Raw genomic sequence first — 25,258 nt, 5'->3', positions numbered from 1 at the left:
TTTTTCTGCGATAGTCGTTGTAAAACCATGGACGGTATCGCAAATTGCTGCACATATGTGTGAAGATTCTTCGATCTATACTTCATTTGCATCCGATTATGTGGTGGGTGCTCTCGAAATTCGTCCCCGGAGCGACAGTGTCGCCCTGTGGAAGGCAAGCGACCTGCCGGCGGGAAAGGCCGCCTGGCGCATTTGCGCGAATCTCGGAAACCTTGCCCGTCCCGGTGCAGCTAGTGCTTGAGTGAAGTAAGACACTCGGTGATAGTCCTTCCATGACCTTGGCCATCGTTCCGCTCCTGCCGCTCGAGCGCGGGCAGCTTCACGTGATCCGCCTGCGTGCCGTCCGCACTGCGCTGTTCCTGCTCGCGGCGGCGGTCGCGGGCGAGTTCTTCGTGCCGGAGCTGCCGATGCCGGGAGCGATCCTCGCGCCCGTGCTGCTGGTCACCCTGTGGATCGCGGGCTTCGCGCCGGGACGGCGCTGGCGGCGCTGGGGCTATGCCTTCACGGGCGGCGAACTCCATGTCGCGCATGGCTTGTGGACGCGCGTGCACACGATCGTCCCGACGCTGCGCGTCCAGCATATCGACGTGGCGCAGGATGTGCTCGAGCGGCTGTTCGGGGTGGCAACGCTCGTTCTGCACACGGCGGGCACCGATGCCAATGTCGTAATCCTGCCCGGTATCGCCCGCGCGACCGCCGAGGAAATCCGCGACGCGATCCGCGAGCGCATCGGCAGCGCGCGGCATGACTGATCCCGGTGCCGCGCCCCGCCGGCTCCACATCCTCACCGTGATCATGCGCTTCGTGAAGCGCGCGCCTTCCACGGTCATCGTTCCGCCGCTGATTCTCGGATTTGCGGGGCGCACGTTCCATCCGGCGCTGGCGCTGGCCGCCTTTGCGGCGATCGCCGCGGCGGTGATGCTCTATACCTGGCTGGGCTGGTGGAGCTTCACCTATCGGATCGGAGCGGAGGAAGTGCTGATCCAGCACGGCATTCTCCAGCGCCGGCGCCGTTCGATACCGCGCGGCCGGATCCAGGACGTGTCGATCGAGCGCAGCCCCTTTGCCCGCATCTTCGGGCTGGCGGTGGTCAGGCTCGAGACCGGTGGCGGGGAAGCCGAGGAAGCCAGGCTCGACAGCGTCTCCATGGCCGAGGCGGAGCGCCTGCGCGCGCTGCTGCGCGGCCATGCGCCGGTCCTCGAAACGCGCGCCGACGTCGCGGCGCCGGCGGAGCCCGAGCGCCGCATCGTCTTCGCCATGTCGCTCGGCCGGGTGCTGCTGGGCGGCGTGTTCGGCTTCTCGATGATCTGGATCGCGGCGATCCTGGGCGTGATCCATTCGCTCGACCGGGTGCTGCAGCTCGACTGGGAAAGGCTGTTCGGCGAGGCCGAGCGCTTTGCCTTCGCCCGGTTCAGCATCTTCGCGCTGCTGCTGGTGCTGGCGGCGGCCCTGATGCTGTGCGTGGTCGCGGGCGTGGTGCGCACGCTGCTCAAGGACTATGGCTTCACGCTGACGCATGAGCCGGGCCGTTTCCGCCGCGTCCGGGGGCTGCTCACGCGCTCCGAGACTGTCATCGCCGTTCGCCGCATCCAGCTGGGCCTGATCCGCCGGGGCGCGATCAGCGGGCGGATGGGATGGAATATCGTGGAAGTTCAGACGCTTGGCGGAAGCGTCGATCGGTCGGGCCGTGAGGAAATGGCGCCGTTCGCCACAGCCGAGGAGGCGGAGCGGGTGATCGCCGCCACGCCGCTTCCCCCCTTCCAGCGCCCGGGTTTGCAGCCGGTGGCGCCGGCCCATATCCTGCGCTCCGCGCTCCGCGACGGGCTGCCGATCCTGCTGGTCCTGGGCATTGGCGGCTTCTTCCTGTCGCCGCTCTGGTGGGGGCTGCTGCTCGCGCCCGCGCCGGTGATCGTCGCGTTCTTCCAGCGCACCCGGCACCGCTATGCGCTGCGCGAGACCAGCCTGCAGGTGATGCGCGGCGTGCTTTCGCAGCGCGACTGGATCGTGCCCATCGAGTCGATCCAGACGCTGACCGTGCGGCGCAGCTGGCTGCAGCGCCGGCTGGGCGTCGCGACGGTGCGGGTGGACACGGCCGGCGCGAGCGGCTGGCATCGCCCCGATGTGAGTGACGTTCCTCTCGATTCCGCCCTGGCGCTGGCCCGGGCGCTCGTCACTCGGGTCGATTAACGCGGCTCGGGCGTCGGCCGCGGCGTCGGCGAAGGCTTGGGCGCGGGCAGGGTGAAGCTCACCGCGCCCTTGCCCTCGGCGGGAGTGCCGGCCGGCGGCGGCACCGCGTCGATCTTGCGGCGGACGCCGGCGAGCGGCGCGGGCACAACCGGGGGCGTGGCGCCGGGGAGCGGCGCGGCGACGGCGGCGGTCGCCGGCGCGGGCGTCGCCTGGGCCGGGACCTGCGTGCGCATGCACTGGACCGGGCTCGGGCGGCGGAACTGGCCGCAATTCCACAGCGCCTTGGCAAAGCCTTGCGTCTCGTCGCGCAGATAGCTGAACGACATGGTGGAGACCTGGGCACTGGACAGCGGCAGCCTGGCCGGAGTCTGCTTCGCATCCGCCCAGGCCATGAACTTGCAATAGGGCCGCTCGCCACAGGTGCGGATGGCCAGCGCCGCGAACGCGTCCGGGTTCATCGTCTTGGGCAAGGTGAGCATGAAGTTGTTCGAGTCGCCGCCCTCGGCCGCCATCGGCGCGGGCACGGCGCTCTGCGGGATCGACGCGGGATCGACAAAGGCACCGTCGGTCCCGACCGCGCCGGGCAGCAGCGCTTCGAGCGCGGGATCGTTCTGGAAGGCGCCGGGCGACAGGCGCGCCATCAGCGCGATGTTGGGCTCGATCCCGGCATAGGTGCGGTTGAACGCCGGCGGCGTGCCCCACCAGCCGGTCCAGCGGAAGAAGAGATGCGTGTGCACCTCGGTGATCTTCTCGAGGCTGGCGCTCCAATAGGGCACGACCCAGTCGGTGTGATAATGCGTCGCATGGCCCACCGGCTTGTAGACCGAGCCGTTCAAGGCGGTGCGGGCGATGTAGCGCGCCCGCTCCCAGGCGGCGGCGCTGGGCGAGTAGCGCAGCATCGCGCCGTCGCAGGCGAAGGTGAACTGGCAGCCGGTCGAGCGCTCCGAGCCCTGGAACACGACGCCGCAGATCGTCTTGGGGAAAGCGGGGTGGCGCGCGCGGTTGATGATCACCTGCGCGACCGCGCGCTCGCCCACGGCATCGTCGCCCGCCTCGTAATAGACCGCCGCGGCAAGGCAATCGACGGCGCGCGCGCGGCTGTCCTCGGGGCCATAGATGCTGAACGGCCGCGCCGCCGGATTGGGCAGGTTCGAGAAGGGGATGGACGCATTCCAGGCGCGCGCGTCGTCGGGGGTGACGACCTGGAGCTCGACCGGCTCCACTTCCGGCAGCTCGGTCTTGGGCACCACCCGGTGCGACACCTTCACCGGCGCGCGCTTGTGCACCACCGCGCGCGGGGTGTGCGTCACCAGCCACAGGGGCAGCGCGATCGCCGTAAGCGTGACGAGACCGAGCAATGCCACCAGCATGGGCGGCACGCGGACGGAGAATGCTCCGGCGGTGGGAAGGGAAGGGACGGTCGCCATGGGGTCGCCGCCCATAACGCAGAAGACGCGCGGTTGGAACCATTGCGGCGCCGAAACGCCGCACGGCTCGGATCAGCGCATCCGGCGCGCGCTCAGTTCGGCCAGAATCCGGTCGCCTCGCACATGTCCCAATGATCGGCCGCGCCGAGCTTGCAGGCCGCGGCGGTGGCCCCCGTGCAGAGCTTCACTTCGCGCTGATAGCGCTTGTAGCAGCTCTCCGGACGGCTGGGTGGTGCCGGCGGCCTGGCGGCCAGCGCGGCCGTTCGCACGGGTTTCGAAGCGAAAACTGGGGTGGCCGCCACACTGCGCGCCTCGGCCGGTGTTTCCAGCCCGCGCTGCTTCCCCCCGAAAGCGAGCGGCCACCCCAGATAAATGGCGAGCATGACGCTCACCAGGATCATTGCATTGCGCACGAAGTTCCCCCCGGAAACGACGTTTTCCCCGACTCGGGAAACCTAGCGTTAATCCGGCGTTAATTCCAGTGCCTCAGCTCTCCGGAAGAAAATCCGGGACGCTCAGATAGCGCTCACCTGTATCATAATTGAACCCCAGGATACGGACGCCCTCCGGCAGGTCCGGCAATTTCTGCAGAATCGCGGCCAGAGTCGCGCCCGAGGAAATGCCGACGAGCATGCCTTCCTCGCGCGCGGCGCGGCGGGCCATGTCCTTGGCGACTCCCGCATCGACCTTGATCACGCCGTCGATCGCGTCGGTATGCAGGTTGCGCGGGACGAAGCCGGCGCCGATGCCCTGGATCGGATGCGGGCCCGGCTGGCCGCCCCAGATGACCGGCGAGAGCTCCGGCTCGACCGCATAGACCTTGAGGTTCGGCCAGCGCTTCTTCAGCGTCTCGGCGACGCCGGTGATGTGGCCGCCGGTGCCCACGCCGGTGATGACCACGTCGATCGGCGAATCGGCGAAGTCGTTGAGGATCTCCTGCGCGGTGGTGCGCACGTGCACGTCGATGTTCGCCGGATTCTCGAACTGCTGCGGCATCCAGGCGCCCGGCGTCGTCTCGACGATCTCCATCGCCCGCTCGATCGCGCCCTTCATCCCCTTCTCGCGCGGCGTGAGGTCGAAGGTCGCGCCATAGGCGAGCATCAGGCGGCGGCGCTCGATGCTCATGCTCTCCGGCATGACCAGGATGAGCCGGTAGCCCTTCACCGCGGCGACCATCGCGAGGCCCACGCCGGTATTGCCGCTGGTCGGCTCGACGATCGTGCCGCCCGGCTGCAGGCTGCCGTCCTTCTCCGCCGCCTCGATCATCGCCAGCGCGATGCGGTCCTTGATCGAGCCGCCGGGATTGGTCCGCTCGGACTTGATCCAGACTTCGGCGTCCGGGAACAGCTTGCCCGCGCGGACATGGGGCGTGTTGCCGATGGTCTCGAGGATCGTATTGGCCTTCATGTCATCATCTCCTTGGGAGGAATCTCGAGATTGGCCGGAGGATCGAAGGTGCGAGCCCGCCTGAGCTCCGGAAATAGCTTGGCCCATGCCAGTGTGACAAGGATCGCGCCGATGCCGCCGCCCACCACTGCGGCGACCGGACCGATCAGCGCGGCGAGGAAGCCCGATTCGGCCTCGCCCAGCTCGTTCGAGCCCGAGATGAACAGCGTGGAGACCGCGCCGACGCGGCCGCGCATCTCGTCGGGCGTGTAGAGCTGGATCAGCGACTGGCGGACATAGACCGAGACCATGTCCGCCGCGCCGAGCACGAACAGCGCGAACAGCGCGATCAGCACCGCCGGCGCCGTGTCGTGCCCCACCGCCGCCGGGCCGAGCACCGGCACCAGCAGCGGCGCGGACAGGCCGAAGATCACCGTCGCCACGCCGAACAGGCCGACGGCGAGGAGCATCTTCACGCCCACGTCGCTCTTCAGCGGCCGCCAGGAGAAGAACACCGCCGTGGCGACGGCGCCCATCGCGGGCGCGGCGCGCAGATGGCCGAGCCCTTCCGAACCCACATGCAGGATGTCGCGGGCATAGACGGGCAGCATCGCGGTCGCGCCGCCGAGCAGCACGGCGAACAGGTCGAGCGAGATCGCGCCCAGCACCAGGCGGTTGCGCCGGACATAATGGAGCCCGTCGATCATCTGCGCCCAGGGGCTGCCGCTGAACTTGCGCACGCTCCGCGGCACGTCGCCGATCAGCATGAGCAGCACGAAGGAGACGAGGAACAGCCCGCCCGCCACGGCATAGGAGAGCCAGTCGGCCGCGGCATAGAGATAGCCGCCCATCGCCGGGCCGATCACCGTGCCGATCTGCCAGGAGAGCGAGCTCAGCGCGATCGCGGTGGGCAGGATCGCCTTGGGCACCAGATTGGGCGAGAGCGCGCTCAGCGCCGGGCTGGCAAAGGCGCGCGCCACGCCGAGCAGCGCGGCGATGCCGAACAGCGCGGGCAGGCTGATCGTGCCGGTATAGGTCAGCACGCCCAGGCTGATCGCGCAGAATGCCTCGAGCGCCACCGCGGCGCGGGCGATCCAGCGCCGGTCGAGCCGGTCCGCCACCCAGCCGGCGAACAGCGAGAGGAACAGCAGCGGCAGGAACTGGGCGACGCCGATCAGCCCGAGCTGAAAGGCGGCTTCCTTCACCGTCATCGTCCGGCGGGCGATGTCGTACACCTGCCAGCCGATCACGATCACCATCGCCATCTGCCCGAGCGTCGTCGAGAGCCGGGCCAGGAAATAAAGGCGGAAATTGGGAACGGCGAATGGATGCTTTGCTTCGGCGACCATGCAAGGCCTCTAGGCGCTTCCGCGACGTGACCGCAACGAAGGATTGCTAGCCGGGCGAAGAGATATCCGTCAGCGCAGCTTGGCGGGCTGGACATCCTCGGTCTCGGCGAAGCGCGGGTTGCGGATGGCGGGGCGCAGGCGCGCCAGGCTGCACAGGCCGGCAATGGCGGCAAGGCCGGCCGCCACCAGCGGCGGCACCGTGCCGCCGCCGATGCCGATCGCGAGCAGCGCGGCCACCAGCGTGGCGCCGGTCGTCTGCCCGACCATCCGGGTGGTGGAAATGAGCCCGCCCGCCGCGGCCGCGCGATCGATCGGGGCCGAGCCGATGATCAGCCGGGCATTGGGCGACAGGAACATGCCGAAGCCGGCCCCGGTGAGCGACATGCGCCAGGCGATGTCGAACCAGCTCGGGTGCGCGGGCAGAAAGGCGAGGAAGATCAGCCCGGTCACCGCGACGACCATGCCGATCCCGCCCAGCGCCCCGGCGGGGTAACGGTCCGACAGCGAGCCGGCGAGCGGCGCGACGATCATCGTGGTGAGCGGCCAGGGCGCGATCACCGCGCCCACTTCGGACGGGGCGAAGCCATAGCCGTGCTGCAGCCGGAAGGGCAGCGACAGCAGCAGCGTCATCGTGCCGATAAAGGCAGTGTAGGCGCCGATCACCGACAGGGCGAGCACCGGCCGGGTGAGCAGGTCGATCGGCAGGATCGGCTTGGGCTCGCGCATCTCGCGGCGGACGAAGAACAGGCCGATCACCGCGCCGGCGACCACCACCGCCGCCGAGACCACGGGGCTGTCGCCGTGCACGCTGCTCTCCAGCCCGCCGATCACCAGCCCGAACATGCCGGCGCACAGCAGCGCCCCCAGCACGTCGAACGGCTCGTCGCGCGCGGGCGTGTCGGGCAGGGCGCGGCCGAACAACAGGCTGGCGATCGCGAAGGGCACCGCCGAGGCGAACACCCAGGGCCAGGGGCCCACCGCGAGCACCAGGCCGCCGATGGTGGGCGCCAGCGCGGCGGAGCTCGACACCACCACCGAGTTGATGCCCAGGCCGCGGCCGAGATGCTTTGCCGGATAGATCTGGCGGATCAGCGCCGAGGAAACGCTGAGCGCCGCCGCCGCGCCCGCCGCCTGCGCCGCCCGGACGATGAGCAGGAAGGGCAGGCTCTCGGCGAAGAAGCACAATATCGTCGCCACGGTGAAGACCAGCTGCCCGGTCTGGTACATCCGCTTGAGGCCGATCCGCTCGCCCAGTCCGGCAAGGGGCAGGAGCAGCATCACCAGCGTCAGCTGGTAGACGGTGACGACCGAAACCGCCGCCGAGCTGTCGACGTGCAGGTCCCGGGCGATGGTGGGCAGCGCCACCGTGGCGATCGCGCCGTCGATCACCACCAGCGCGGTCCCGAAGGAGACGGCGGCGATGGCAAGCGTGCGGCGCGGCAAGGGAAGGCCGTCGGTCATCCGCATGCTCAGTGCCTCAACCCGCCGCCAGGTTCCAGCGGAACCCGCATCGTGCCCCGATGGTTATTTTCGCAATCGAAACCAGATAGTTGGAGAGATCAGATGGGCAAGGGTATCCTGTTGTGGCTGCTTGGCATCCCGATTCCGATCATCCTTCTGATCCTGATCTTCTGGCACTGAGGCGACTCGGGCCGGTGCGGCGCCGCCCGATCGGGTGCCCGCCGCATCGGCCGGCTTCGCGGCGCCGAAGATCAGCTCGCGTATCTCCCATGCATCGGCGACATAGCGATGGTCCGGCTTGCCGGGGCAGGCGCCGTGCTCGTCGACGGGCAGCCGGGAGAGCAGCGGCAGGATGGCGGTCGCCTCGCTCTCGAGCCGCTCGCGGATGCGCGCCGTCAGCCAGTGCGTCGCGCGGGCATAGATGTCCCACTGCGCCTCGCTCGGAAAGCCGTGCCAGCGGGTGACATGCTCGCGGAAATCGGCGACCAGGGCGGCGGTCTCGGCGCTCGCCTGGCTCGCCACATGCGCCACCTCGCCGCCCAGCTCGTCCATCAGCGGGCCATAGACCTGGCCCTCCATCCTGGCGAAATGCATCAGCAGGTCGCGCGTGAACAGCCAGCGCCGGAAGCCCAGCCCCTCGACGCTCGCCGGCCGCGGCCCCGAGACGAGCGCCTCGAGCGCATCGGCATTGGCCAGAATATGGCCGTGCTGCCGCAGCACGCGGTCCACGGGCATGGCGCGACTCCTCATATCCCCCATATCGGCGCATCATGCCTGCATGGGCGTGAAGCCGCGGCTCAGGAGCTGTCCCCATCGGGGAAGCTACGGAGGGGCCCCGCCGCCGTGGCGACGGGGCCCCTCCGCTCGGGTCAGCGGCAGCGGACCTGGTCGCGGTCCACCGAGCTGCCGAGCGCGCCGCCGGCGATCGCGCCGAGCAGCGTGCCCACCGTCTTGGAGCGCCCGCCGGCAATGACGTTGCCGAACAGGCCGCCCGCCGCCGCGCCGACGATCAGGCCGGTCGTGCCGTCGGAGCGCTTGCAATAATATTTGCCGTCCTGGCCGCGATAGATGCGGTCGTCCTGGGTCAGCACGCGCTCCTGATAGCCCGGGGGCGGCGCGCGATAGTCGCGGGAAGCATCATAATATTCCTCGTCGCGCGGGTCATAGCCCGAATAGCCGCCGCGCGGCGGGGGCGGGGGAGGCGGCGGCGCGATCGGGCGGGACTTGTAGGCGCGGTAGCGCTCGAGCGCCTGCTGGAACTGACCATATTCCCGATCGAAGCGCTGCTGCGCGGCGTCGAAACGGGCCTCCTCGTCCTGCCCGTAGACGGGGCCGCGCTGCGCCATGGCCGGCGTGGCGACCGCCAGGCTGGCCGCAGCGACCGCGGCGAGGGTTACCAGATGCTTCATTGTGTATTCTCCTTCCCGAAGGCCCATACGACCAGGGACGCTGAAACGTTCCGGACATGCGCGTGAAGCCGTGCTGAACGGACGGTGCCGATGCGGCGGAACCGCAAGGAACCGAGGCGGATCGTTCCGGCGCGAGCATGGCGGGCCGTGCCGGGGGATGCAACTTGTCGGCCCCTGGAGGGTTGGCAGGCCGCGCGCGGTCCGCAGGAGAGGAGAGGGGCGATGCGGCAATCCGTTGGCAATGCGAATGCCATATCCGAAACCAGGGTCTTGCTGCACCGCAGCAGGAATTGCCATAAGGGCGCATGTTCTTGAGTCACGAAGTCGATCCGCCTGCCGCTCCCGCGCCGATCACGCCGATGGTCCTGGAGGGGATCGTGCGCCAGAAATGCCTGGCCGCGACCTATAACCGCACCGCGATGATCCTTGCCCCGCACATCCTCTACACGCGCCACGATGCGCTCCATGTCGATGCCGTCGTCGTCTCGAAGGAAGGTCTGCCGCCGCGCGAGGAGAAGATCGGCACGTTCAAGCTCGATGGGCTGAAGGACGTGGCGGTGCTGGAGCAGACCTTCGTGCCGAGCGCGCTGTTCGATCCTGGCCTTGAGAAATATCGCGGCGAGACGCTGATGGCGGTGGCCTGAGCCGCGAAGGCGTGCCGAAGTCCCATCTCTAGGGCGCCTTCTCCAGCTTCTCGATCATCCGCGTCGCATTGTCGTTGGCCGGGTTGAGCACGAGCGAGCGCTGATATTCGGCGATGGCGCCGGGCTTGTCGCCGGTGGCGGCGATCGCCTCGGCCAGGCTGTCATGCGCGTTCCAGCTGTCTGGAAACTGCGCCGCGGCCCAGGCGAAGATGCCGCGCGCGGCCTTGGGGGACGCGGCGAGCAGGCGATAGCCCCAGGCGATCATGCGATCCTCGGTCAGGTGCAGATCCGGGAAGCGCGCCCTGGTCGCCGCGATCGTGCCGGCGACATCGGCATAGCCGCTTTGCTCCAGCGCCGCCTCGAGCGCCTTCAGGCCGCGTGGCGGACCGAACAGGGCCGCGTGGATCGCATCGGCGAGCGCCTGGCCGGTATTCTGCGCGCTGGCGCTGTTGGCGAGGACGACCGCGCCGTAGCGCCGTGCCGGATAGAAGTCGCAATAGCTCGACTGGCCGAAGGTGCCGCCCGAATGGTGCAGATAGGTCTGGCTGTCGGCGGTCCTGGCGATCACCCAGTGGAAGCCGATCGCGCTCGTCTCGGGCGTGCCGAACAGCGGCTGGTGGGTGCGGGCGATGGCGGGGTCGCGCGCGGCGATCTGCGCCGCGACATAGCGCGCCATGTCCACCGCCGAATAGCGCAGGCCGCCCGCGGCGCGGATCGCCGGCGTGTCGAGCGGCGGTGCTTCGGCACCCTTGCTGTTGTAGCCGGTGGCGAGCAGGGCGGGCGGGACGGGGCCGCCGCCGGCGCGCATGCCCAGCGGCTTCTCGACGAAGCGGGCGAGCAGCGCGTCATAGGGCTGGCCGTAGAGGCGCTCGGCCAGCACGCCCTGGAGCTGGGAGGCGGTGTTGCTGTGGCGCGGCACGCGGCCGGGCACGTCGAGCAGCGTCACCGTCTTGAGATCGGGAAGGAAGCGCGCCGGGTCATAGCCCCTGAGCAGCTTCGACACTTCGGCGAAGAGTTGTTCGGGCGGCACCTTGCTGAGGAAGCCGCTCCAGTCGGGCAGATTGTCCTGCAGCGCCGAAGTGGTGGTGACGAGGTCGGCGATGCGGATCGGGCGGCCGTCGCGGACGAGATTGTCATAGCCCGGCGGCAGGTGCTTGCGGACATCGTCGTCGATCCGCGCGCGGCCCTCGCCGATCGCATGGGCGAGGAGCAGGCTGGTGAAGGTCTTGGAGATCGAGCCGATCTCATGGACGGAATGCTCGGTGACGGGGGCGTTGGTGGCGCGCGAGAGCACGCCGGCATTGTAGAAGCGGGTGCTGCCGTCGCGGATCACCGCGACCGAGACGCCGGGCGCCTTGCCGCTCCGCACGAAATCGTCGACCAGCGCCTGGACCGGATCGGCCGCGGCGGCGCGGGCGATGCCGGGGAGCAGCGCCACGCCCGTGGCGGCCGGCACCAGCGCGAGGAGCCGGCGGCGGTTGAGATCGGCGGGCTGGTTCGAGTGCTGCATGTGATCATCCCTTCGCGGCAAGGGCTACAGATGTAGCGTGGCGGGTGTCAAGGGTGTTATGTGCGTGTAATACACGGAGGGCCTGGACGTGCGCTTGGCCGCGCTATTTTCCCTATTTTCCGGGAAACGCGCTTCAATCCGCAATTTTCTTGCGCGGTGGCGCGGAGGAGGGCGGCCCGCCGTTGAGCGCGGCCATGGCCAGGCGAAAATCGAGGCGATGATGCGTGCCGACCTGCTTGCCCTTATAGTAGCGTGGCGTGGTGATGCCACCGGTGGCGCGCTCCAGCGCTTTATCGAAGACGTCGGCATAGCCGATCGCGAGCGCGAGATCCCAGGCGGCAGCGAAGCTCTCCGCGCCGGGGCGATCGCGGAGTTGATAGGCCGAGCGCTTGGTCATTCCGACGGCTCGGGCGGCGTGGAGCACGGAGCCCATTGCCGCGAGCGCAGTGACGAAATCGCGCTGGCGGCGCTCGGTCCATCCATCGGCGCGGCGCCGTTCGAAGGGAACGGGCGTAAAGGCCAGGGCGCCGGGCTCCTCGGCTTCGGGCGGATCGGGGATGGGGAATATGGGCATCCACCAGGGTAGATCAGGTGAAATCCTACATTGGAAGGGGCTCAGAGCGCCTCGACCGGCACGCCGAGCTGGAGCGCGGCGTCGGCCATCTGGGTGTCGAAGGTGACGAGGCGCAGGCCACCGCTTTCGGCAATGGCTATATGGAGCGCATCTCCGGCGCGCAGGCCCAGATCGGGCCGATCGAGAAAGCGCGTGGCGGTTTCGAAATGTTCGGGAATGATGGCGATATCGGCGAGGCTGGCATCCCGAAGTCGGCGCCAGTTGTTCCAGGCGACGACGCGGTCTTCCATCGAATAGGCGCCGGTGCGTACCTTGATTGAAAGCGCGCTGGCGACTTCGGTACCGGTCCAGCCGCTGCACAGGATCGGATCGACGGCATGCTCGTCGAGCCATTGCCACATCGCCTCGCTATGCACTTCTTGCGCTATCGCGGCGACGGCGGCGGAAGCGTCGAGGTAGAACATCAATACCCGCTGTCGCGCATCTTGCGGATCACCTCGGCGCCACTCTCATGCTGATAGGGGGTCTTGCTGGCGGCCAGACGCAGCGCCGCTACATCGACGGGCTTCTTCTCCGGCAGGGGCGGCACGAGCCGCGCAGCGGGCTTGCCGCGCCGGACGATCTCGATGCTCTCGCCTGCCTCGACCCGATCCACGATCTCGCTGAGGCGCGCCTTGGCGTCGGCTAGGTTAATGCGTTCCATGGCGGCAAGGGCTCCTGACTAGGTTGGTGACTATATCAGTGGTAGCGCTCGCTTGGAAGCAGGTTGGATCACGAACCCAACCAAGCCATAATGCTCTCTATGGCGCGCCGAGCAACCTGAAAGAGTTGCGGAGCAGCAGACAAACCGGCAGTCACGATGCCAGCAAATGCAGCCATGGTTGCTCCAGGAATCTCCTTGGAGAATGGCTTCTTCTGTCGTTCAGGGTCTAGATAAACTCTATTATATGGAAGCAAGCTATGTGACTTGGCGATTCCAAAAATAATCACCATTCCAATCGCAAAAACGATAATTCTTTCAATAAGTGGTCTATCGGGCATCCATATAATTATGGCAATTAATATGAATGAATTTACATTAAGGCCATGCTTTCTCAGAATTCCGGTAAATCTGCTAGAAAACTGATTGACGTACTTATTAAGTCTGAGAGCCGCTGCTTCGGTCCAAAGCTCATCAGTGGAGCTAACCGAAATAAGACTCGATCCGTCGTCATTGAGTATCACATTTGCAATTTTCTTTAGTGGGGCCGAAGTTACCTCGGCGGTAGATATGGTCATTGAGCGAACTACATCTACGTAGTCCCTTCGTGCCAAAAATTGCGCGGCTTGCTCGATGGCAATCTGCTCGTTCTCAACGGCTCGTATTGTCGTTATATTTGGAGCTGGAACAAGTGTCTCGAGCTCGGCAATGAGCCGGTCCAAATCTGCTCGGTAGAGCGTTATCGCTCCAAGCGGTATTTCACGGTTCCGGAGTCGATCCAGAGCGGTTGCTGGTGGAGCATTTGAAACATCGCTTTTCTCGCGATTTAGTTCGAAGATCCCTTCGGCTCCGGACAAAAATCGCCAGACGCCTTTGATCTGGTCTTCAGTTTCCTGCTCGACGATAGCGGTGCCAAAAGGAGCTTTGGTATCTTCTAGGGATAGTAAAACGTTAGAAGACTCAGTCTCTTTTGATAAAATCAGCCTTAAGTCTCCGCCGCCTGTGAATCCCAACGCGAGAATGGCCTGATCACCACCGCTCGAACTAAGAAACAAAGTGGCCGTACGAGATCCTCTGAGATAGCCGACCCAGCGCTGATTCGTATTCTCCATTCGCCCTCCCCCCGATATTTCTCACCCCACCGTAACAAACGAATCCATAACCCGCTTCCGCCCGGCCTGTTCGAAGTCGATCTCGAGCTTGTTCCCTTCGATCTCGGCGATCACGCCATAGCCGAACTTCTGGTGGAACACGCGCATCCCCAGCGACAGGTCGTCGCGCGGCTTGGCGCCGAAGCTCACCGCCGAGGCGCGGCTTTCCACCACGCGGGCCGGCTCGCGGCTGAACGTCCGCGAAGTGAAGCCGCCGCCCGGATTCTTCACGTCCACGCCCCCCGAAACCCCGGCGGCACGCTGCCAGCCCGGGCCTCGCCCGGTCCCCCGCGACACATCGGCGAAGGGATCGCTGCGCTCGCTCCAGTTCGCCTGCCATAGCGATGCCCCGCCGGTCATCGTGCTCTCGCTCTCGACATGCGCCTCGGGCAGCTCGGCGACGAAGCGGCTCGGGATGCTCGAGTTCCACTGGCCATAGATGCGGCGATTGGCGGCGTGGAGGATGGTCGCGCGGCGCCGGGCGCGGGTGATCGCGACATAGGCCAGGCGGCGCTCCTCCTCGAGCGAGGCCAGCCCGCCCTCGTCCAGCGCCCGCTGCGAGGGAAATATGCCTTCCTCCCAGCCCGCCAGGAACACCGTGTCGAACTCCAGCCCCTTGGCGGCATGGATCGTCATGATCGTCACCTTGGGCTCGTCGCGCTGCCCCTCATTGTCCATGACGAGGCTGACATGCTCGAGGAACGCGCCGAGCGTCTCATATTCCTCCATCGCGCGGACGAGCTCGTTGAGGTTCTCGAGCCGCCCCGCAGCCTCGGCGGTGCGGTCGGCCTGCCACATCGCGGTATAGCCGCTCTCGTCGAGGATGATGCGGGCAAGGTCCGGGTGCTGGAGGTCGTTGCCCATGCCGCGCCAGCGCGCCATGTCGCCGACCAGGTTGCCCAGCGCGCGGCGGGCCTGGGGCGTCAGCTCGTCGGTGTCGAGGATGCGCGCCGCCGCCACGGTGAGCGGGATGCCCTCCGCCCGCGCATATTGGTGGACCTTCGCCAGCGCCTTGTCGCCCAGGCCGCGCTTGGGAACGTTGACGATGCGCTCGAAGGCGAGGTCGTCCGCCGGCTGCGCCACGACGCGGAGATAGGCGAGCGCGTCGCGGATCTCCTGGCGCTCGTAGAAGCGGAAGCCGCCGATGATGCGATAGGGCAGGCCGATCGCGATGAACCGGTCCTCGAACTCGCGCGTCTGGTGCTGGGCGCGGACCAGGATCGCCATGTCGTCCAGGCTCATGCCGCCGCGCTGGGCGCCCTCGATCTCCTCGCCGACGCGGCGCGCCTCCTCGGGCCCGTCCCACACGCCGAGCACCTTGACCTTCTCGCCCTCGGCCTTGTCGGTCCACAGCGTCTTGCCGAGGCGGCCGCTATTGTTGGCGATCACGCCCGAGGCTGCGGCGAGGATGTGCGGCGTCGAGCGGTAATTCTGCTCGAGCCGGATCACCTTGGCGCCGGGGAAGTCCTTCTCGAACTTCAGGATGTTCTCCACCAGCGCGCCGCGCCAGCTGTAGATCGACTGGTCGTCGTCGCCGACGCAGCAGATGTTCTTGCGCTCCTGGGCGAGCAGGCGGAGCCAGAGATACTGGACGGCGTTGGTATCCTGATACTCGTCGACCAGGATATAGCGGAAGCGCTGCTGATAGCTCTCCAGCACGTCGCGGTGGGTCTTGAGGATCACCAGCATGTGAAGGAGCAGGTCGCCGAAGTCGCAGGCGTTCAGCGCCTTCAGCCGCTCCTGGTAGAGGTGGTAGAGCGCGGCGCCGCGGCCGTTCGCATAGCGCTCGGACTCGCCCGCGCCGATCTCGGCGGGAGTCAGGCCCTTGTTCTTCCATTCGTCGATCAGCCCGGCGAGCTGGCGCGCGGGCCAGCGCTTCTCGTCGAGGTCCGCCGCCAGGATCAGCTGCTTGATCAGGCGGAGCTGGTCGTCGGTGTCGAGGATGGTGAAGTTGGATTGCAGGCCGACCAGCTCGGCATGGCGGCGCAGCATCTTGGCGCCGATTGCGTGGAAGGTGCCGAGCCAGGGCATGCCCTCCACCGCGGCGCCGACCAGCCGGCCGACGCGCTCCTTCATCTCGCGCGCCGCCTTGTTGGTGAAGGTCACCGCCAGGATCTCGCTGGGATAGGCGCGGCGCGTCCACAGTAGATGGGCGAGGCGGGCGGTGAGCGCCGCGGTCTTGCCCGTGCCCGCGCCGGCCAGGACGAGCACCGGCCCCTCGGCCGTCAGCACCGCCTCGCGCTGGGGCGGGTTCAGGCCCTGGAGATAGGGGGCGTTGGCATCGGTCTCGACGGGCACGGTCATCCGCGAACAGGTAGGGAACGCGGGCAGGCGAGGCAATGGTGGATTGCCAGCGGTGCGCGATCCTGTGATCGTCGCCTCCGGACGATCGGGGAGAGACGGATGGACTGGAAGCTGCTCGAGGAACGGCTCGCGCTGCTCAAGCGGGAACATGTCGCGGGCGAAGAGCGGCTGAAGACGCTCGACTCGCAGATCGCCGAGCTGAAGCGGACGCAGCTGCGCATCGCCGGGGCGATCCAGGTGCTCGAGGAGCTGATGCGGGAGCAGGGCTGAGCCTGGAAACAATATCGCTGGCAATGGAAACATTTCAGCAATAATATCCTCGCGTCGCCGGGAGGATTCGGCGACGGCAATGCCTGTCGTGGGGGCTTGGCATGGGGATGATCGTTCGAACCGGCGCGACCGGACTGGCGGTGGGGATGATCCTTGCCGCGATGCCGGCGGGGGCGCAGACCGTCGCCGCGGCCCAGGCCGCCTATCTGGTGCTGCAGCCCGAGATCCGCGTGAAGACCGAGGAACGGGCATCGGGCCTGTGGCTGCGCACCTCGGCGACCGTGCGCGGCAGCAACGAGAGCTGGCGGGCCGACGAGACGCGCTCCACTTACGGCTTCTCGCTCCAGAAGGAAGTGGTCGAGCATGCCTGGCTGGGCCTGAGCGCCTATGCCCAGGCACCGCGTTTCGATGCCGATCGCGGCGTGGTGCGCGATGCGCGGCATTATGCCGGCGCGCGGTTGAGCTTCGAGGCGTCGGACCATGTCGAGCTGGGCTTCGCCTGGCTGCGGCGGCTGCGCGGGCGCGGGTTCATGAGCCTGCCCGGCGGCAATCGCGGCATCAAGCCCGGGCCCAAGGCCTATATGCAGGTCCATTTCTGAGACGCTTCATTTCGACGCGATCCTTCGCCATGTCATGCGTTTGTCATATGGCTGTCACACCCTCCGGCCAGAGGCGCGCACATCATGGCATCACTCGCTCTGGACCAAGCCCAGGCGGTCGACGAACCGCAGCCGGGCCCCCGATTCGACTATAAGACCCATCCCCTCGCCAAGCTGCTCTTCGCGGCGATCCTGGTGGGCGGACTGGCCTTTGCCGGCTGGAGCGTGCTGACCGACACGCGCGGCGTGGGGGAGGAGCTCGCCACCGGCGTGTTCCTGTTCCTCGCGCTGGCGCTGCTGATCGCGCTGGGCTTCGAGTTCGTGAACGGCTTCCACGATACCGCCAACGCCGTGGCGACGGTGATCTACACCAATTCGATGCCCGCCCATTTCGCGGTGATCTGGTCGGGATTCTGGAATTTCCTGGGCGTGATGCTGTCGAGCGGCGCGGTCGCCTATTCGATCATCACGCTGCTGCCGGTGGACCTGATCCTCAACGTCGGCTCGGCGTCCGGCTTCGCGATGATCTTTGCGCTGCTGCTCGCGGCGGTGCTGTGGAACCTCGGCACCTGGTATGTCGGCCTGCCCAATTCCTCGTCGCACACGCTGATCGGCTCGGTGCTGGGCGTGGGCCTGGCCAACCAGCTGATCCAGGCCGGCTCGCGCGGCGGCACCGCCGGCGTCGACTGGAGCCAGGCGCAGAAGGTGCTCACCGGCCTGTGGATGGCGCCGCTGATCGGCTTCTTCGCGGCCGTGCTGCTGCTGCTCGTCATGCGCGCGGTGCTGCGCAACCCGAAGCTCTACACCTCGCCGATGCCGCACACCGCGCCGCCGCTCGGCATCCGCAGCGCGCTGATCTTCACCTGTACCGCGGTCTCGTTCAGCCATGGCTCGAACGACGGGCAGAAGGGCATGGGCCTGATCATGCTGATCCTGATCGGCTGCGCCCCGACCGCCTATGCGCTCAACCGCACCCTGCCGGCGAGCGCGACTCCGGCCTTCGTCCAGACCGCCAACACCGCTTCGGCCGCGTTCGACGCGCATAGCCGCGGGCTGCCCGACATGGCGCCGGTCCAGGCCCGCGCCGTGCTCACCACTGCGCTCCAGCAGCGCAAGGCGGAGAGCCCGCAGGTGTTCGCCGCGCTCGAGAGCCTGTCGAAGGACCTTACCGCGCGCGTCCAGGGCTTCGGATCGCTGAGCAAGGTGCCGGCGGAGGCCACCGGCAATGTCCGCAACGACATGTATCTGGTGCTCGACACGACCAAGCTCGCCACCAAGAAGCCCGATGGCTATCAGCCCGCCGAGCTCAAGGCGCTGACCGAGTATCAGAAGAGCCTGGAGGCCGGCACGCGCTTCATTCCGCTCTGGGTGAAGATCGTCGTCGCGCTGGCGCTCGGCCTTGGCACCATGATCGGGTGGAAGCGAATCGTCGTCACCGTCGGCGAGAAGATCGGCAAGCAGCACATGACCTATGCCATGGGCGCCTCGGCCGAGCTGGTGGCGGCGGGTACCATCCTGGCGGCCGATCGCTTCGGCCTGCCGGTATCGACCACGCACATCCTGTCCTCCGGCGTGGCGGGTGCCTCGGTGGCGAGCGGCGCGGGCCTGCAGGCGCGCACGGTGCGCAACCTGGCGCTGGCCTGGCTGCTCACCCTGCCGGCGGCGATGCTGCTCTCGGGCGGGCTCTACTGGCTGATGCTCAGCGCGGTGCGGGCGCTGGGGCTGTAGGCGGCGCGCTCCATTCGGTGCCTGCCGCTTCCTGACCGATGGCGGCTTCAGCGAGGCTGTCGCACGAACCGTATATTGCGGGCACCGGTCGCCCAGGCGGCAACGCCATCGACCTTGCCGTCCGGCGCGCGGGTGAAGACGAAACTGGTGGTGCCGCGCAGCCGGGTGCTGAACCCGTCGGCGAAAATCGGCGTCAGCGGCCATTCGGTCCCGAAAGGCTGGCGCATGATCAGGCCATGCCCCTGCCGTACGACCGAGATGCGCGTGTCCAGTTCGGTGCTGTAATAGGTGCCGACATAGGCAGCCAGCACGTCGTCACCGGTCTTGGCGGGTGCGACGGCATCGAAGCGCTGTCGCATGGATCCTCGCTCGATCGTGAGCGCGGCCGGTTTCCCCTTGTGCCTGAAGATGTGGACGCGATCGCCATCGGCGCGCCGAAAATGATCGCCATCGCCGGGGATCAGTATCTGGGATGCTCCCTGCCGCAGCCTGAGTTCCGCGTCGACGATCCTGGTCTCGACCAGTTCGCCGGTGACGGGGTTCCGAAACAGGCCCTGGTACGGCGCCAGGTTGCGACGAGGGACCTCGGCGACCGGGGCGGTCGCCTGCGATGCGGTGGCTGGGACGCCGCCGCGATACCCGGTGGCCTCGAGCGCGCGCATCGCCACCTTCTCCCCCAGGCTGACCGGATCGATATCGCCATTGTTGCAGAGCAGCGCGACCGAGATGCGTTTTTCGGGATAGCGGCCCAGCCAGGCCCGGTAGCCGCCCGTCGAGCCGCTATGGGAGACAAGGCGCAGCCCCTGCGCGCGCGTGATCTCGAGGCCCGCGGCATATTCGAGCGGAGTGCCGTTCCGCAGGCTTCCCGGCGATTGCAGGGCAGCCGCCAGGGCCTGGCCGCCGGGGAGGCGGGACGGATCGTCGAGGAACGCGTTCCAGCGCAGCAAATCCCCGATCGTGGTGAGCAGCCCGCCATTTCCGTAGACATTGGTGAAGGGCATGCTGGCGATGAAGCCGTCATCGCTCCCGGTATAGGCCATTGCCCGCCCCGGAACCACCGTGCGGAAATCTTCCCGCCACCGGCTATGGGTCATGCCGAGGGGTTGGAAAAGCCGATCGCTGGTGAAGCGCTGCAGGCTCTTGCCGCTGACCCGCTCGACGATGATCGCCGCCAGGACATAATTGGTGTTGGTGTAGAGGAATTCCGCGCCGGGCAGGAAGTTCAGCGCCTTCTGGCGCACGGCCAGGTCGAGGATCGTGCCCAGCGTGTGCACCTGGGTTCCGGGCGACCTGCCGGCCAGGGCCAGCAGGCTCCATTGTTCACGCAGCCCACTGGTGTGGTTGAGCAGATGCCGGACTGTGATCGCCGTCCCATAGTCGGGCATTTCAGGCAGGTAGCGCCTGATGTCGTCATCGAGCGTCAGCTTCCCGTCCTGGACGAGCAGCAGCATCGCGGCGGCGGTGAACTGCTTGGCGAGCGAACCGGTCTCGAAAACGCTGTCCGCGGTGATCGGCACCGGATGTTCCAGATCGGCCAGGCCATGGCTTCGTATCAGCGGGAGCGCTCCGGCGATCGCTACGCCCGCCGCGCATCCTGGCCCGGCCGGAGCGATCGAGGCAAAATCCGCATCGAGGTCGATAGCCGGCCGATCCTGCCCCGGCGCCCTGGCCGGAAGGCCCATATCCTCCCCAGCGGCGCTGTGCGCGGGCGCGACGATGCTCGCGAGAAGGCACGAGAAGGCGGTGAAGGTGACGAATCGGGCAGGGCGCATTGAACTCTCCGGTGAACGCGCGACCGATCAAGCCGGGTTCCGATGGCGGACCAACGTCTAATCGGTGAACGTCGCGTGCGAGCGGTGAACGACGACGGCCGGCGTCTTCGGGAAGGCCCGCATATCGACAGGTTATCGCCGCACGAACTTCTGCACGCGCTGGCCGGCGATATCGACGATGTAGAGATTGCCGGCGCGGTCGGCGGCGATGTCATGGGCGATCCAGAACTGGCCGTCCTGGTTGCCGATGCGGCCGAAATGCGCGATCTCGCGGCCGTCGAGCCCGGCGATCGTCACGCCGTCATGATCGGGTACCTTGTCCGGGTTGGCGCCGCCGTCGAGGATGGCGATGCGCTTGCCGGGCAGCAGCGCCAGGCCGAACGGGCGGCCGATCGCGGGCGATTTCCATTGGGCGAGATAGCGGCCCTTCGCGTCGAACAGCTGGACCCGGCCGTTCGCCCGGTCGGCGACATAGACGCGGTGCCCGGCATCGATCGCGAGCGCGTGCGGTATGTCGAACTGGCCCGGGCCGGCGCCGTGGCTGCCCCATTGGAAGAGCAGCGTCCCGTCGGCGGCGAACTTCATCACCCGCGAATTGCCATAGCCATCGGCCACGTAGAAGCTGCCATCGGCGAGCGGCGCGACATCGGTGGGCCGGTCGAAATGCGTGGCGTCCGCGCCGGCGACGCCGCGCTCGCCCAGCGTGCGGAGCAGAGTGCCGTCGGGGGTGAACTCGAAGACCTGGTTCGATCCGGTATCGGTGATCCAGACATGGCCGTCCGGGCCGATGCTGATGCCGTGCGGCACCACGAACAGCCCCGCGCCCCATTCGCGCAGCAGCCTGCCGGAGGCGGCATCGAACACTTCGACCACGGGCTCCTTGACCGCTGCCATCGCCCTGGCATCGGTGCCGCGATTGCCGCGATGCAGGACGAACACCTCGCCCCTGCCGCTCACCGCCACGCCCGAGCAGGGACCGAGCACGCGGCCGGGGGGAAGGATCGGCCAGCCATGGACGACGGCGTAGCGCGGCGCGCGGGCGGCGGCGGTTGCGGCCAGGAGCAGCGGGGCGAGGATCGCCAATCTGGTGATGCGCATGTGCCCTCCGCTACTCTCTCCGGAAGCCTAGCCTCAATCGCCGACCCGGCGGAAGCCGCGATCGCGGGAGGCGACACCGGGGCGGGTGCGCGCGGGACGCCGGCCGGCCTGGAACCGGCCGTCGGGATGGCCTTGGAGGGACGCCCGGCTCAGGCATTCCGGGCACCCCGATGTCGATTTGGCCTAGAGCCGCTTCAGGCCCAGCTCGAACAGATGCGTGGCCAGCTCGATGCTGAACTTGAAGCCCTGGCCATCGGCGCGCAGATCGGCCTTGAGGTGATCGATCGGGTTCCAGAACGCCACGACGAATCCCGCGATCGCCGCGAACAGCACGGCATAGGCCAGCCGTCTTCCCGCCGATTCGCGCATCGTCCGTCTCCCTGGCCCGGCCGCTGAGGTGGCGCACCGGTACGCTGGCGAAACTGTCCTGCGGATGAACGGGCTTTTCCTTTGCGCCGGATCGATCCAAGGAGGGGACAAAAGGGGAGAGGGCATGACCAAAGCCGCCGCATCGCACCGCCGCATCCTGTTCGCCAGCCTGGTCGGCACCTCGGTCGAATTCTATGATTTCTACATCTACGCCACGGCGGCGGCGATCGTCTTCCCCGACCTGTTCTTTCCCGCCAGCGAGCCCTGGATCGCCCAGCTCGCCAGCTATGCCAGCTTCTCCGTCGCCTTTTTCGCCCGGCCGCTGGGCGGGCTGGTGTTCGGCCATTTCGGCGACCGGATGGGGCGCAAGTCCACGCTGGTCGCCTCGCTGATGCTGATGGGCGTCTCGACGGTGCTGATCGGCTTCCTGCCCGGCTATGCGATGCTCGGCTGGCTCGCCCCGCTGCTGCTCTGCCTGCTCCGCTTCGGCCAGGGGCTGGGGCTGGGCGGCGAATGGGGCGGGGCGAGCCTGCTCGCGGTGGAGAATGCGCCGCCGGGCTGGGCCAATCGCTATGGCAGCTTCCCGCCGATGGGCGCGCCGGTGGGGTTCATCTTCGCCAACGGCTTCTTCCTGATCCTGGGCGCGGTGATGGACGATGCGCAGTTCCACGAATGGGGCTGGCGCCTGCCGTTCCTCGCCAGCGCGGTGCTGGTGTTCCTGGGGCTCTGGGTGCGGCTGAAGATCACCGAGACGCCCGAGTTCGTCGCCGCGACCGAGAAGGAGGCGCCCCCCGCCGTGCCGATCGGCGAGCTGTTCCGCACCAGCGCGCTCGCCACCTTTGCCGGCACCATGGGCACGATCGCCTGCTTCGCGCTGTTCTACATCTCGACCGTGTTCATCATGGGCCATGGCACCAAGACGCTCGGCTATGACCGCGAGACCTTCCTGGCGGTGGAGCTGCTCGCGATCCTGTTCATGGCCGCGGGCATCGTCATGGCGGGGATCAGCGCGGACAAGCGCACTGCCAATGCCGTGCTGATGTTCGGCTGCATCTTCACCATCCCCGTCGGCATGGCGATGGCATGGTTGCTGGTGCCCGGATCGCTGGCGAGCGTCGCGGCGTGGCTGGCCTTCGCGCTGTTCGTGATGGGCTTCGTCTATGGCCCGCTCGGCGGCTGGCTGCCCAGCCTGTTCCCGGCGCGGGTGCGCTATACCGGCGTCTCCGTCACCTTCAACCTGGGCGGTATCCTGGGCGGCGGGCTCACCCCGCTGATCGCCGAGTGGCTGGTCAAGCAGGGCGGGCTGGCCTGGGTCGGCTGCTATCTTGCCGGGGCGGGATTGCTGAGCCTGTTGGGACTGATACTCGTAAGGGATAAGTAACCACCTCGTCATCTTCGATCCATAATGGCTCCCCGGACAGGGGGATTCCAAAGATGATCGACAGGCGCGGACTTATCGGCAGCGGCGTGACGCTGGCGGCAATGGCGGGGCTGATCGGGCGCGCCCGGGCCGCGGGCGCGCCGGTGGTCAATCGCATCCGCCTGGAAGACGATCGCGTCTGGATCGCCGCGAAGATCGGCGACACCGGCCCGCATCTCTTCGTGATCGATACCGGCGGCTCGCTCAGCATCATCAACGAGGAGTTCGCCGACAAGATCGGCATGAAAGTGATCAATCGGCGGGTGACCGCGGGTGTCGGCGGCAGTCGCCCGTCCGCCTGGTACGATGCTGGAACAGTAACGCTGGAGAGTGGCGTCAACTTTCCGCACATGCTCTTTGTCGGCACGCACCTCTTCGGCACAAAGGCCATGGGTACCTTTGGGGTCGGCATGTTCAATACCTATGACAGCGACCTCGATTTCGTGAAGGGTGAATGGCGCCTCTACAAGGACGGGCGGCCGGACTTTGACGGATTCACCAAATTGCCTACCCGCTTCTTCGACTTGCCCAATGGCGGCCAATGGATATTGGCCTCCGCCACCATCGACGGCGTGCCGGGTGAATTCATCGTCGACACCGGCTCGCCTGGCACGCTGTTGCTGGGCGGAAAGATGGCCGCGCGCTCAGGGTTATGGGATGCCGGCAAGCCCTATGTGCCGACCCAGTCGCGCGGCATCGGCACCAAGGGGGTGCCGAGCCGGCTGGTGCGCGGCCAGCGCCTGGCCATCGGCGCATTCGATCTCGAGCGGCCGCTCGTTGGCGTTTGCGATCCGAGCGCGCCATGGATCGACACGGACGGCCTGATCGGCCTGGAGGCGCTTTCCCGCCTGCATCTGACGACCCAGGTGTCCGAGCATAAGCTTTGGGCAGCCTGGAACGGCAAGCCATCGCCCGAACCGGCCTATTATGGTTCCGGACTGTGGCTTGACGACAAGGCCGGCAAGGTGACGGTAGGCGATGTCGGCACCGGCAGCCCGGCGGCGGCGGCCGGCATCAAGCGCGGCGACCTCCTCCATGGCAGGTTCAAGGAGCTGCTGCGCGCGATCACCCGGCCCATGGGCAGCGAAATTCCGCTCAGCGTGGAGAGCGGCGGCGTCAAGCGTGACGTGCGGCTGACGCTTTCGGCCTATCTCTAGGCCGCTGCCCGCAACAGCGTGAGCCGCGCCTTGCCGTGCACGCGGCTGACATCGGCGACGAAGCCCGCCACATCGGGCACTTCGTCGCGTGACGTCTCGATGCTGATCCAGGTGCCCGGGCCCGCCCAGCCGAGCCGCCCGAGCTTGTCGAGCGCGACGCTGCCGGCGCCGGTGCCATAGGGCGGATCCATTAGGATCAGGTCGAGCGGCGCGCGGGCGGGGCCCAGCGAGAGCACCGAACCGGCGCGCACTTCCGCCGCCCGCGCGCCCAGCTTGGCGATGTTGGCGCGCAGCGCGTCGAGCGCGGCGCGGTCCTGCTCGACGAACAGGCAGGACGCCGCGCCGCGCGACAGGGCCTCGAGCCCCAGCGCGCCGGAGCCGGCGAACAGATCGGCCACCGCGAGTTCCTCGAAGCTGCCGAGCCGGCTGGCGAGCATCGAGAAGAGCGCCTCGCGCGTGCGATCCGCGGTGGGGCGGGTGGTGTCTCCCTTGGGCGCGACGAGCGGACGGCCGCGCCATTCTCCGGCGACGATCCTCATTTGCGCGTCCTTGGCGGACGGGCCGGCTTGCCGCCGCCCGGCCTTGCCCGACCGCCGGCGGGGCCGGGGCGGCCCGCATCCCTGCCGGGGCCGCGCGGCCCCTTGGGCCGATCGACGAAATCGCCGGGACGCGGCTCCTGCGCCTCGCGATGGGCGCGGGCGCGGGCGGCGCGGGCGGGCTTGGCGACGCCTTCCTCGCGGGGC

25 protein-coding genes and 1 pseudogene are annotated in these 25,258 nt (G+C 67.7%); 8 read left to right on the top strand and 18 right to left on the bottom strand.

Annotated features, from left to right (window positions below):
* The first annotated feature begins 272 nt into the window (after positions 1–272).
* Together OMP43_RS22275 and OMP43_RS22270 are read left to right on the top strand one after the other, a co-directional pair.
* The gene (locus OMP43_RS22275; protein ID WP_280281762.1) at positions 273–752 is read left to right on the top strand and encodes a PH domain-containing protein; all 480 of its coding nucleotides are present in this window, start codon (positions 273–275) and stop codon (positions 750–752) included.
* A complete protein-coding gene (locus tag OMP43_RS22270) occupies positions 745–2,187 on the top strand; it encodes a PH domain-containing protein (protein WP_280281760.1) in 1,443 nt (480 codons plus the stop codon). Before OMP43_RS22275 ends, OMP43_RS22270 begins: the two co-directional genes overlap by 8 nt.
* Here the strand turns inward: OMP43_RS22270 and OMP43_RS22265 are convergent.
* The 7 genes from OMP43_RS22265 to OMP43_RS22235 form a co-directional block, all read right to left on the bottom strand.
* Positions 2,184–3,614 carry a cell wall hydrolase gene (locus tag OMP43_RS22265; RefSeq protein ID WP_280281759.1) on the bottom strand — a complete coding sequence of 477 codons (1,431 nt, stop codon included), beginning with the start codon at positions 3,612–3,614 and terminating at the stop codon, positions 2,184–2,186. The genes OMP43_RS22270 and OMP43_RS22265 overlap by 4 nt on opposite strands.
* Before the next feature lie 92 nt (positions 3,615–3,706).
* On the bottom strand, positions 3,707–4,027 hold the full coding sequence (locus tag OMP43_RS22260; protein WP_280281758.1) for a hypothetical protein: 321 nt from the start codon (positions 4,025–4,027) through the stop codon (positions 3,707–3,709).
* A 73-nt stretch (positions 4,028–4,100) separates the two neighbouring features.
* Entirely contained in the window at positions 4,101–5,021 is a 921-nt protein-coding gene (gene cysK, locus OMP43_RS22255; protein ID WP_280281757.1) for a cysteine synthase A, read from the bottom strand.
* Positions 5,018–6,349 (bottom strand): MFS transporter, encoded by a 1,332-nt coding sequence (locus tag OMP43_RS22250; protein ID WP_280281756.1) that lies wholly within the window; start codon positions 6,347–6,349, stop codon positions 5,018–5,020. Before OMP43_RS22250 ends, cysK begins: the two co-directional genes overlap by 4 nt.
* Before the next feature lie 69 nt (positions 6,350–6,418).
* A complete protein-coding gene (locus OMP43_RS22245; protein WP_280281755.1) occupies positions 6,419–7,810 on the bottom strand; it encodes an MFS transporter in 1,392 nt (463 codons plus the stop codon).
* 63 nt (positions 7,811–7,873) lie between these two features.
* A complete protein-coding gene (locus tag OMP43_RS22240) occupies positions 7,874–8,545 on the bottom strand; it encodes a hemerythrin domain-containing protein (RefSeq protein WP_280281754.1) in 672 nt (223 codons plus the stop codon).
* Between the two features lie 134 nt (positions 8,546–8,679).
* Complete coding sequence (locus OMP43_RS22235; RefSeq protein ID WP_280281753.1) at positions 8,680–9,219, bottom strand: glycine zipper 2TM domain-containing protein; 540 nt, start codon at positions 9,217–9,219, stop codon at positions 8,680–8,682.
* Between the two features lie 359 nt (positions 9,220–9,578).
* Here OMP43_RS22235 and OMP43_RS22230 point away from each other — a divergent pair, with 359 nt between their 5' ends.
* Entirely contained in the window at positions 9,579–9,863 is a 285-nt protein-coding gene (locus OMP43_RS22230; protein WP_086130093.1) for a hypothetical protein, read from the top strand.
* Positions 9,864–9,891: 28 nt separating this feature from the next.
* Here OMP43_RS22230 and OMP43_RS22225 read toward each other — a convergent pair whose 3' ends face one another.
* The 6 genes from OMP43_RS22225 to OMP43_RS22200 form a co-directional block, all read right to left on the bottom strand.
* Positions 9,892–11,373: a serine hydrolase gene (locus tag OMP43_RS22225; protein WP_280281751.1), complete on the bottom strand. Its 1,482-nt coding sequence runs from the start codon at positions 11,371–11,373 to the stop codon at positions 9,892–9,894.
* Between the two features lie 133 nt (positions 11,374–11,506).
* Positions 11,507–11,947 (bottom strand): hypothetical protein, encoded by a 441-nt coding sequence (locus OMP43_RS22220; protein ID WP_280281749.1) that lies wholly within the window; start codon positions 11,945–11,947, stop codon positions 11,507–11,509.
* Positions 11,948–11,988: 41 nt separating this feature from the next.
* Positions 11,989–12,411 (bottom strand): type II toxin-antitoxin system VapC family toxin, encoded by a 423-nt coding sequence (locus OMP43_RS22215; protein ID WP_280281748.1) that lies wholly within the window; start codon positions 12,409–12,411, stop codon positions 11,989–11,991.
* Positions 12,411–12,650, bottom strand: coding sequence for a type II toxin-antitoxin system prevent-host-death family antitoxin (locus tag OMP43_RS22210; RefSeq protein ID WP_280281747.1), 240 nt, complete (start codon positions 12,648–12,650; stop codon positions 12,411–12,413). The genes OMP43_RS22215 and OMP43_RS22210 overlap by 1 nt, the downstream gene beginning before the upstream one ends.
* A 68-nt stretch (positions 12,651–12,718) precedes the next feature.
* Entirely contained in the window at positions 12,719–13,759 is a 1,041-nt protein-coding gene (locus OMP43_RS22205) for a hypothetical protein (protein WP_280281746.1), read from the bottom strand.
* 21 nt (positions 13,760–13,780) lie between these two features.
* A complete protein-coding gene (locus OMP43_RS22200) occupies positions 13,781–16,102 on the bottom strand; it encodes a UvrD-helicase domain-containing protein (RefSeq protein ID WP_280281745.1) in 2,322 nt (773 codons plus the stop codon).
* A 99-nt stretch (positions 16,103–16,201) separates the two neighbouring features.
* On the opposite strand from OMP43_RS22200, the gene OMP43_RS22195 reads away from it, so the two are divergent.
* From OMP43_RS22195 to OMP43_RS22185, 3 genes are all read left to right on the top strand, one after another.
* The gene (locus tag OMP43_RS22195; protein WP_280281744.1) at positions 16,202–16,372 is read left to right on the top strand and encodes a hypothetical protein; all 171 of its coding nucleotides are present in this window, start codon (positions 16,202–16,204) and stop codon (positions 16,370–16,372) included.
* A gap of 101 nt (positions 16,373–16,473) precedes the next feature.
* On the top strand, positions 16,474–16,971 hold the full coding sequence (locus OMP43_RS22190; protein ID WP_280281743.1) for a hypothetical protein: 498 nt from the start codon (positions 16,474–16,476) through the stop codon (positions 16,969–16,971).
* An 84-nt stretch (positions 16,972–17,055) separates the two neighbouring features.
* Complete coding sequence (locus tag OMP43_RS22185; protein ID WP_280281742.1) at positions 17,056–18,699, top strand: inorganic phosphate transporter; 1,644 nt, start codon at positions 17,056–17,058, stop codon at positions 18,697–18,699.
* A gap of 47 nt (positions 18,700–18,746) precedes the next feature.
* On the opposite strand, the gene OMP43_RS22180 is transcribed toward OMP43_RS22185, so the two are convergent.
* The 3 genes from OMP43_RS22180 to OMP43_RS22170 all read right to left on the bottom strand — a co-directional run bounded on the left by OMP43_RS22180 (position 18,747) and on the right by OMP43_RS22170 (position 21,938).
* Positions 18,747–20,471, bottom strand: a complete 1,725-nt coding sequence (locus OMP43_RS22180; RefSeq protein WP_280281741.1) for a serine hydrolase domain-containing protein — start codon at positions 20,469–20,471, stop codon at positions 18,747–18,749.
* A gap of 132 nt (positions 20,472–20,603) precedes the next feature.
* Positions 20,604–21,569 carry a peptidyl-alpha-hydroxyglycine alpha-amidating lyase family protein gene (locus OMP43_RS22175; RefSeq protein WP_280281740.1) on the bottom strand — a complete coding sequence of 322 codons (966 nt, stop codon included), beginning with the start codon at positions 21,567–21,569 and terminating at the stop codon, positions 20,604–20,606.
* Between the two features lie 183 nt (positions 21,570–21,752).
* On the bottom strand, positions 21,753–21,938 hold the full coding sequence (locus tag OMP43_RS22170) for a hypothetical protein (protein ID WP_280281739.1): 186 nt from the start codon (positions 21,936–21,938) through the stop codon (positions 21,753–21,755).
* A gap of 124 nt (positions 21,939–22,062) precedes the next feature.
* Between OMP43_RS22170 and OMP43_RS22165 the strand changes: the two genes are divergently transcribed.
* Together OMP43_RS22165 and OMP43_RS22160 are read left to right on the top strand one after the other, a co-directional pair.
* Positions 22,063–23,319, top strand: a complete 1,257-nt coding sequence (locus OMP43_RS22165; RefSeq protein WP_280281738.1) for an MFS transporter — start codon at positions 22,063–22,065, stop codon at positions 23,317–23,319.
* Positions 23,320–23,372: 53 nt separating this feature from the next.
* A complete protein-coding gene (locus OMP43_RS22160; protein ID WP_280281737.1) occupies positions 23,373–24,515 on the top strand; it encodes an aspartyl protease family protein in 1,143 nt (380 codons plus the stop codon).
* Here OMP43_RS22160 and rsmD read toward each other — a convergent pair.
* Together rsmD and OMP43_RS22150 are read right to left on the bottom strand one after the other, a co-directional pair.
* Positions 24,512–25,054, bottom strand: coding sequence for a 16S rRNA (guanine(966)-N(2))-methyltransferase RsmD (rsmD, locus tag OMP43_RS22155; RefSeq protein WP_280281736.1), 543 nt, complete (start codon positions 25,052–25,054; stop codon positions 24,512–24,514). The genes OMP43_RS22160 and rsmD overlap by 4 nt on opposite strands.
* Positions 25,051–25,258: pseudogene (locus tag OMP43_RS22150) on the bottom strand (hypothetical protein); the annotation flags it as partial. The pseudogene OMP43_RS22150 and the gene rsmD, both read right to left, overlap by 4 nt.

The organism is Sphingomonas sp. CBMAI 2297, from assembly GCF_029870595.1.
Taxonomy (GTDB): Bacteria; Pseudomonadota; Alphaproteobacteria; order Sphingomonadales; family Sphingomonadaceae; genus Sphingomonas.
Note: the sequence above shows the minus strand (reverse complement) of the source record. Positions and strands in the feature narration are given on the sequence as shown.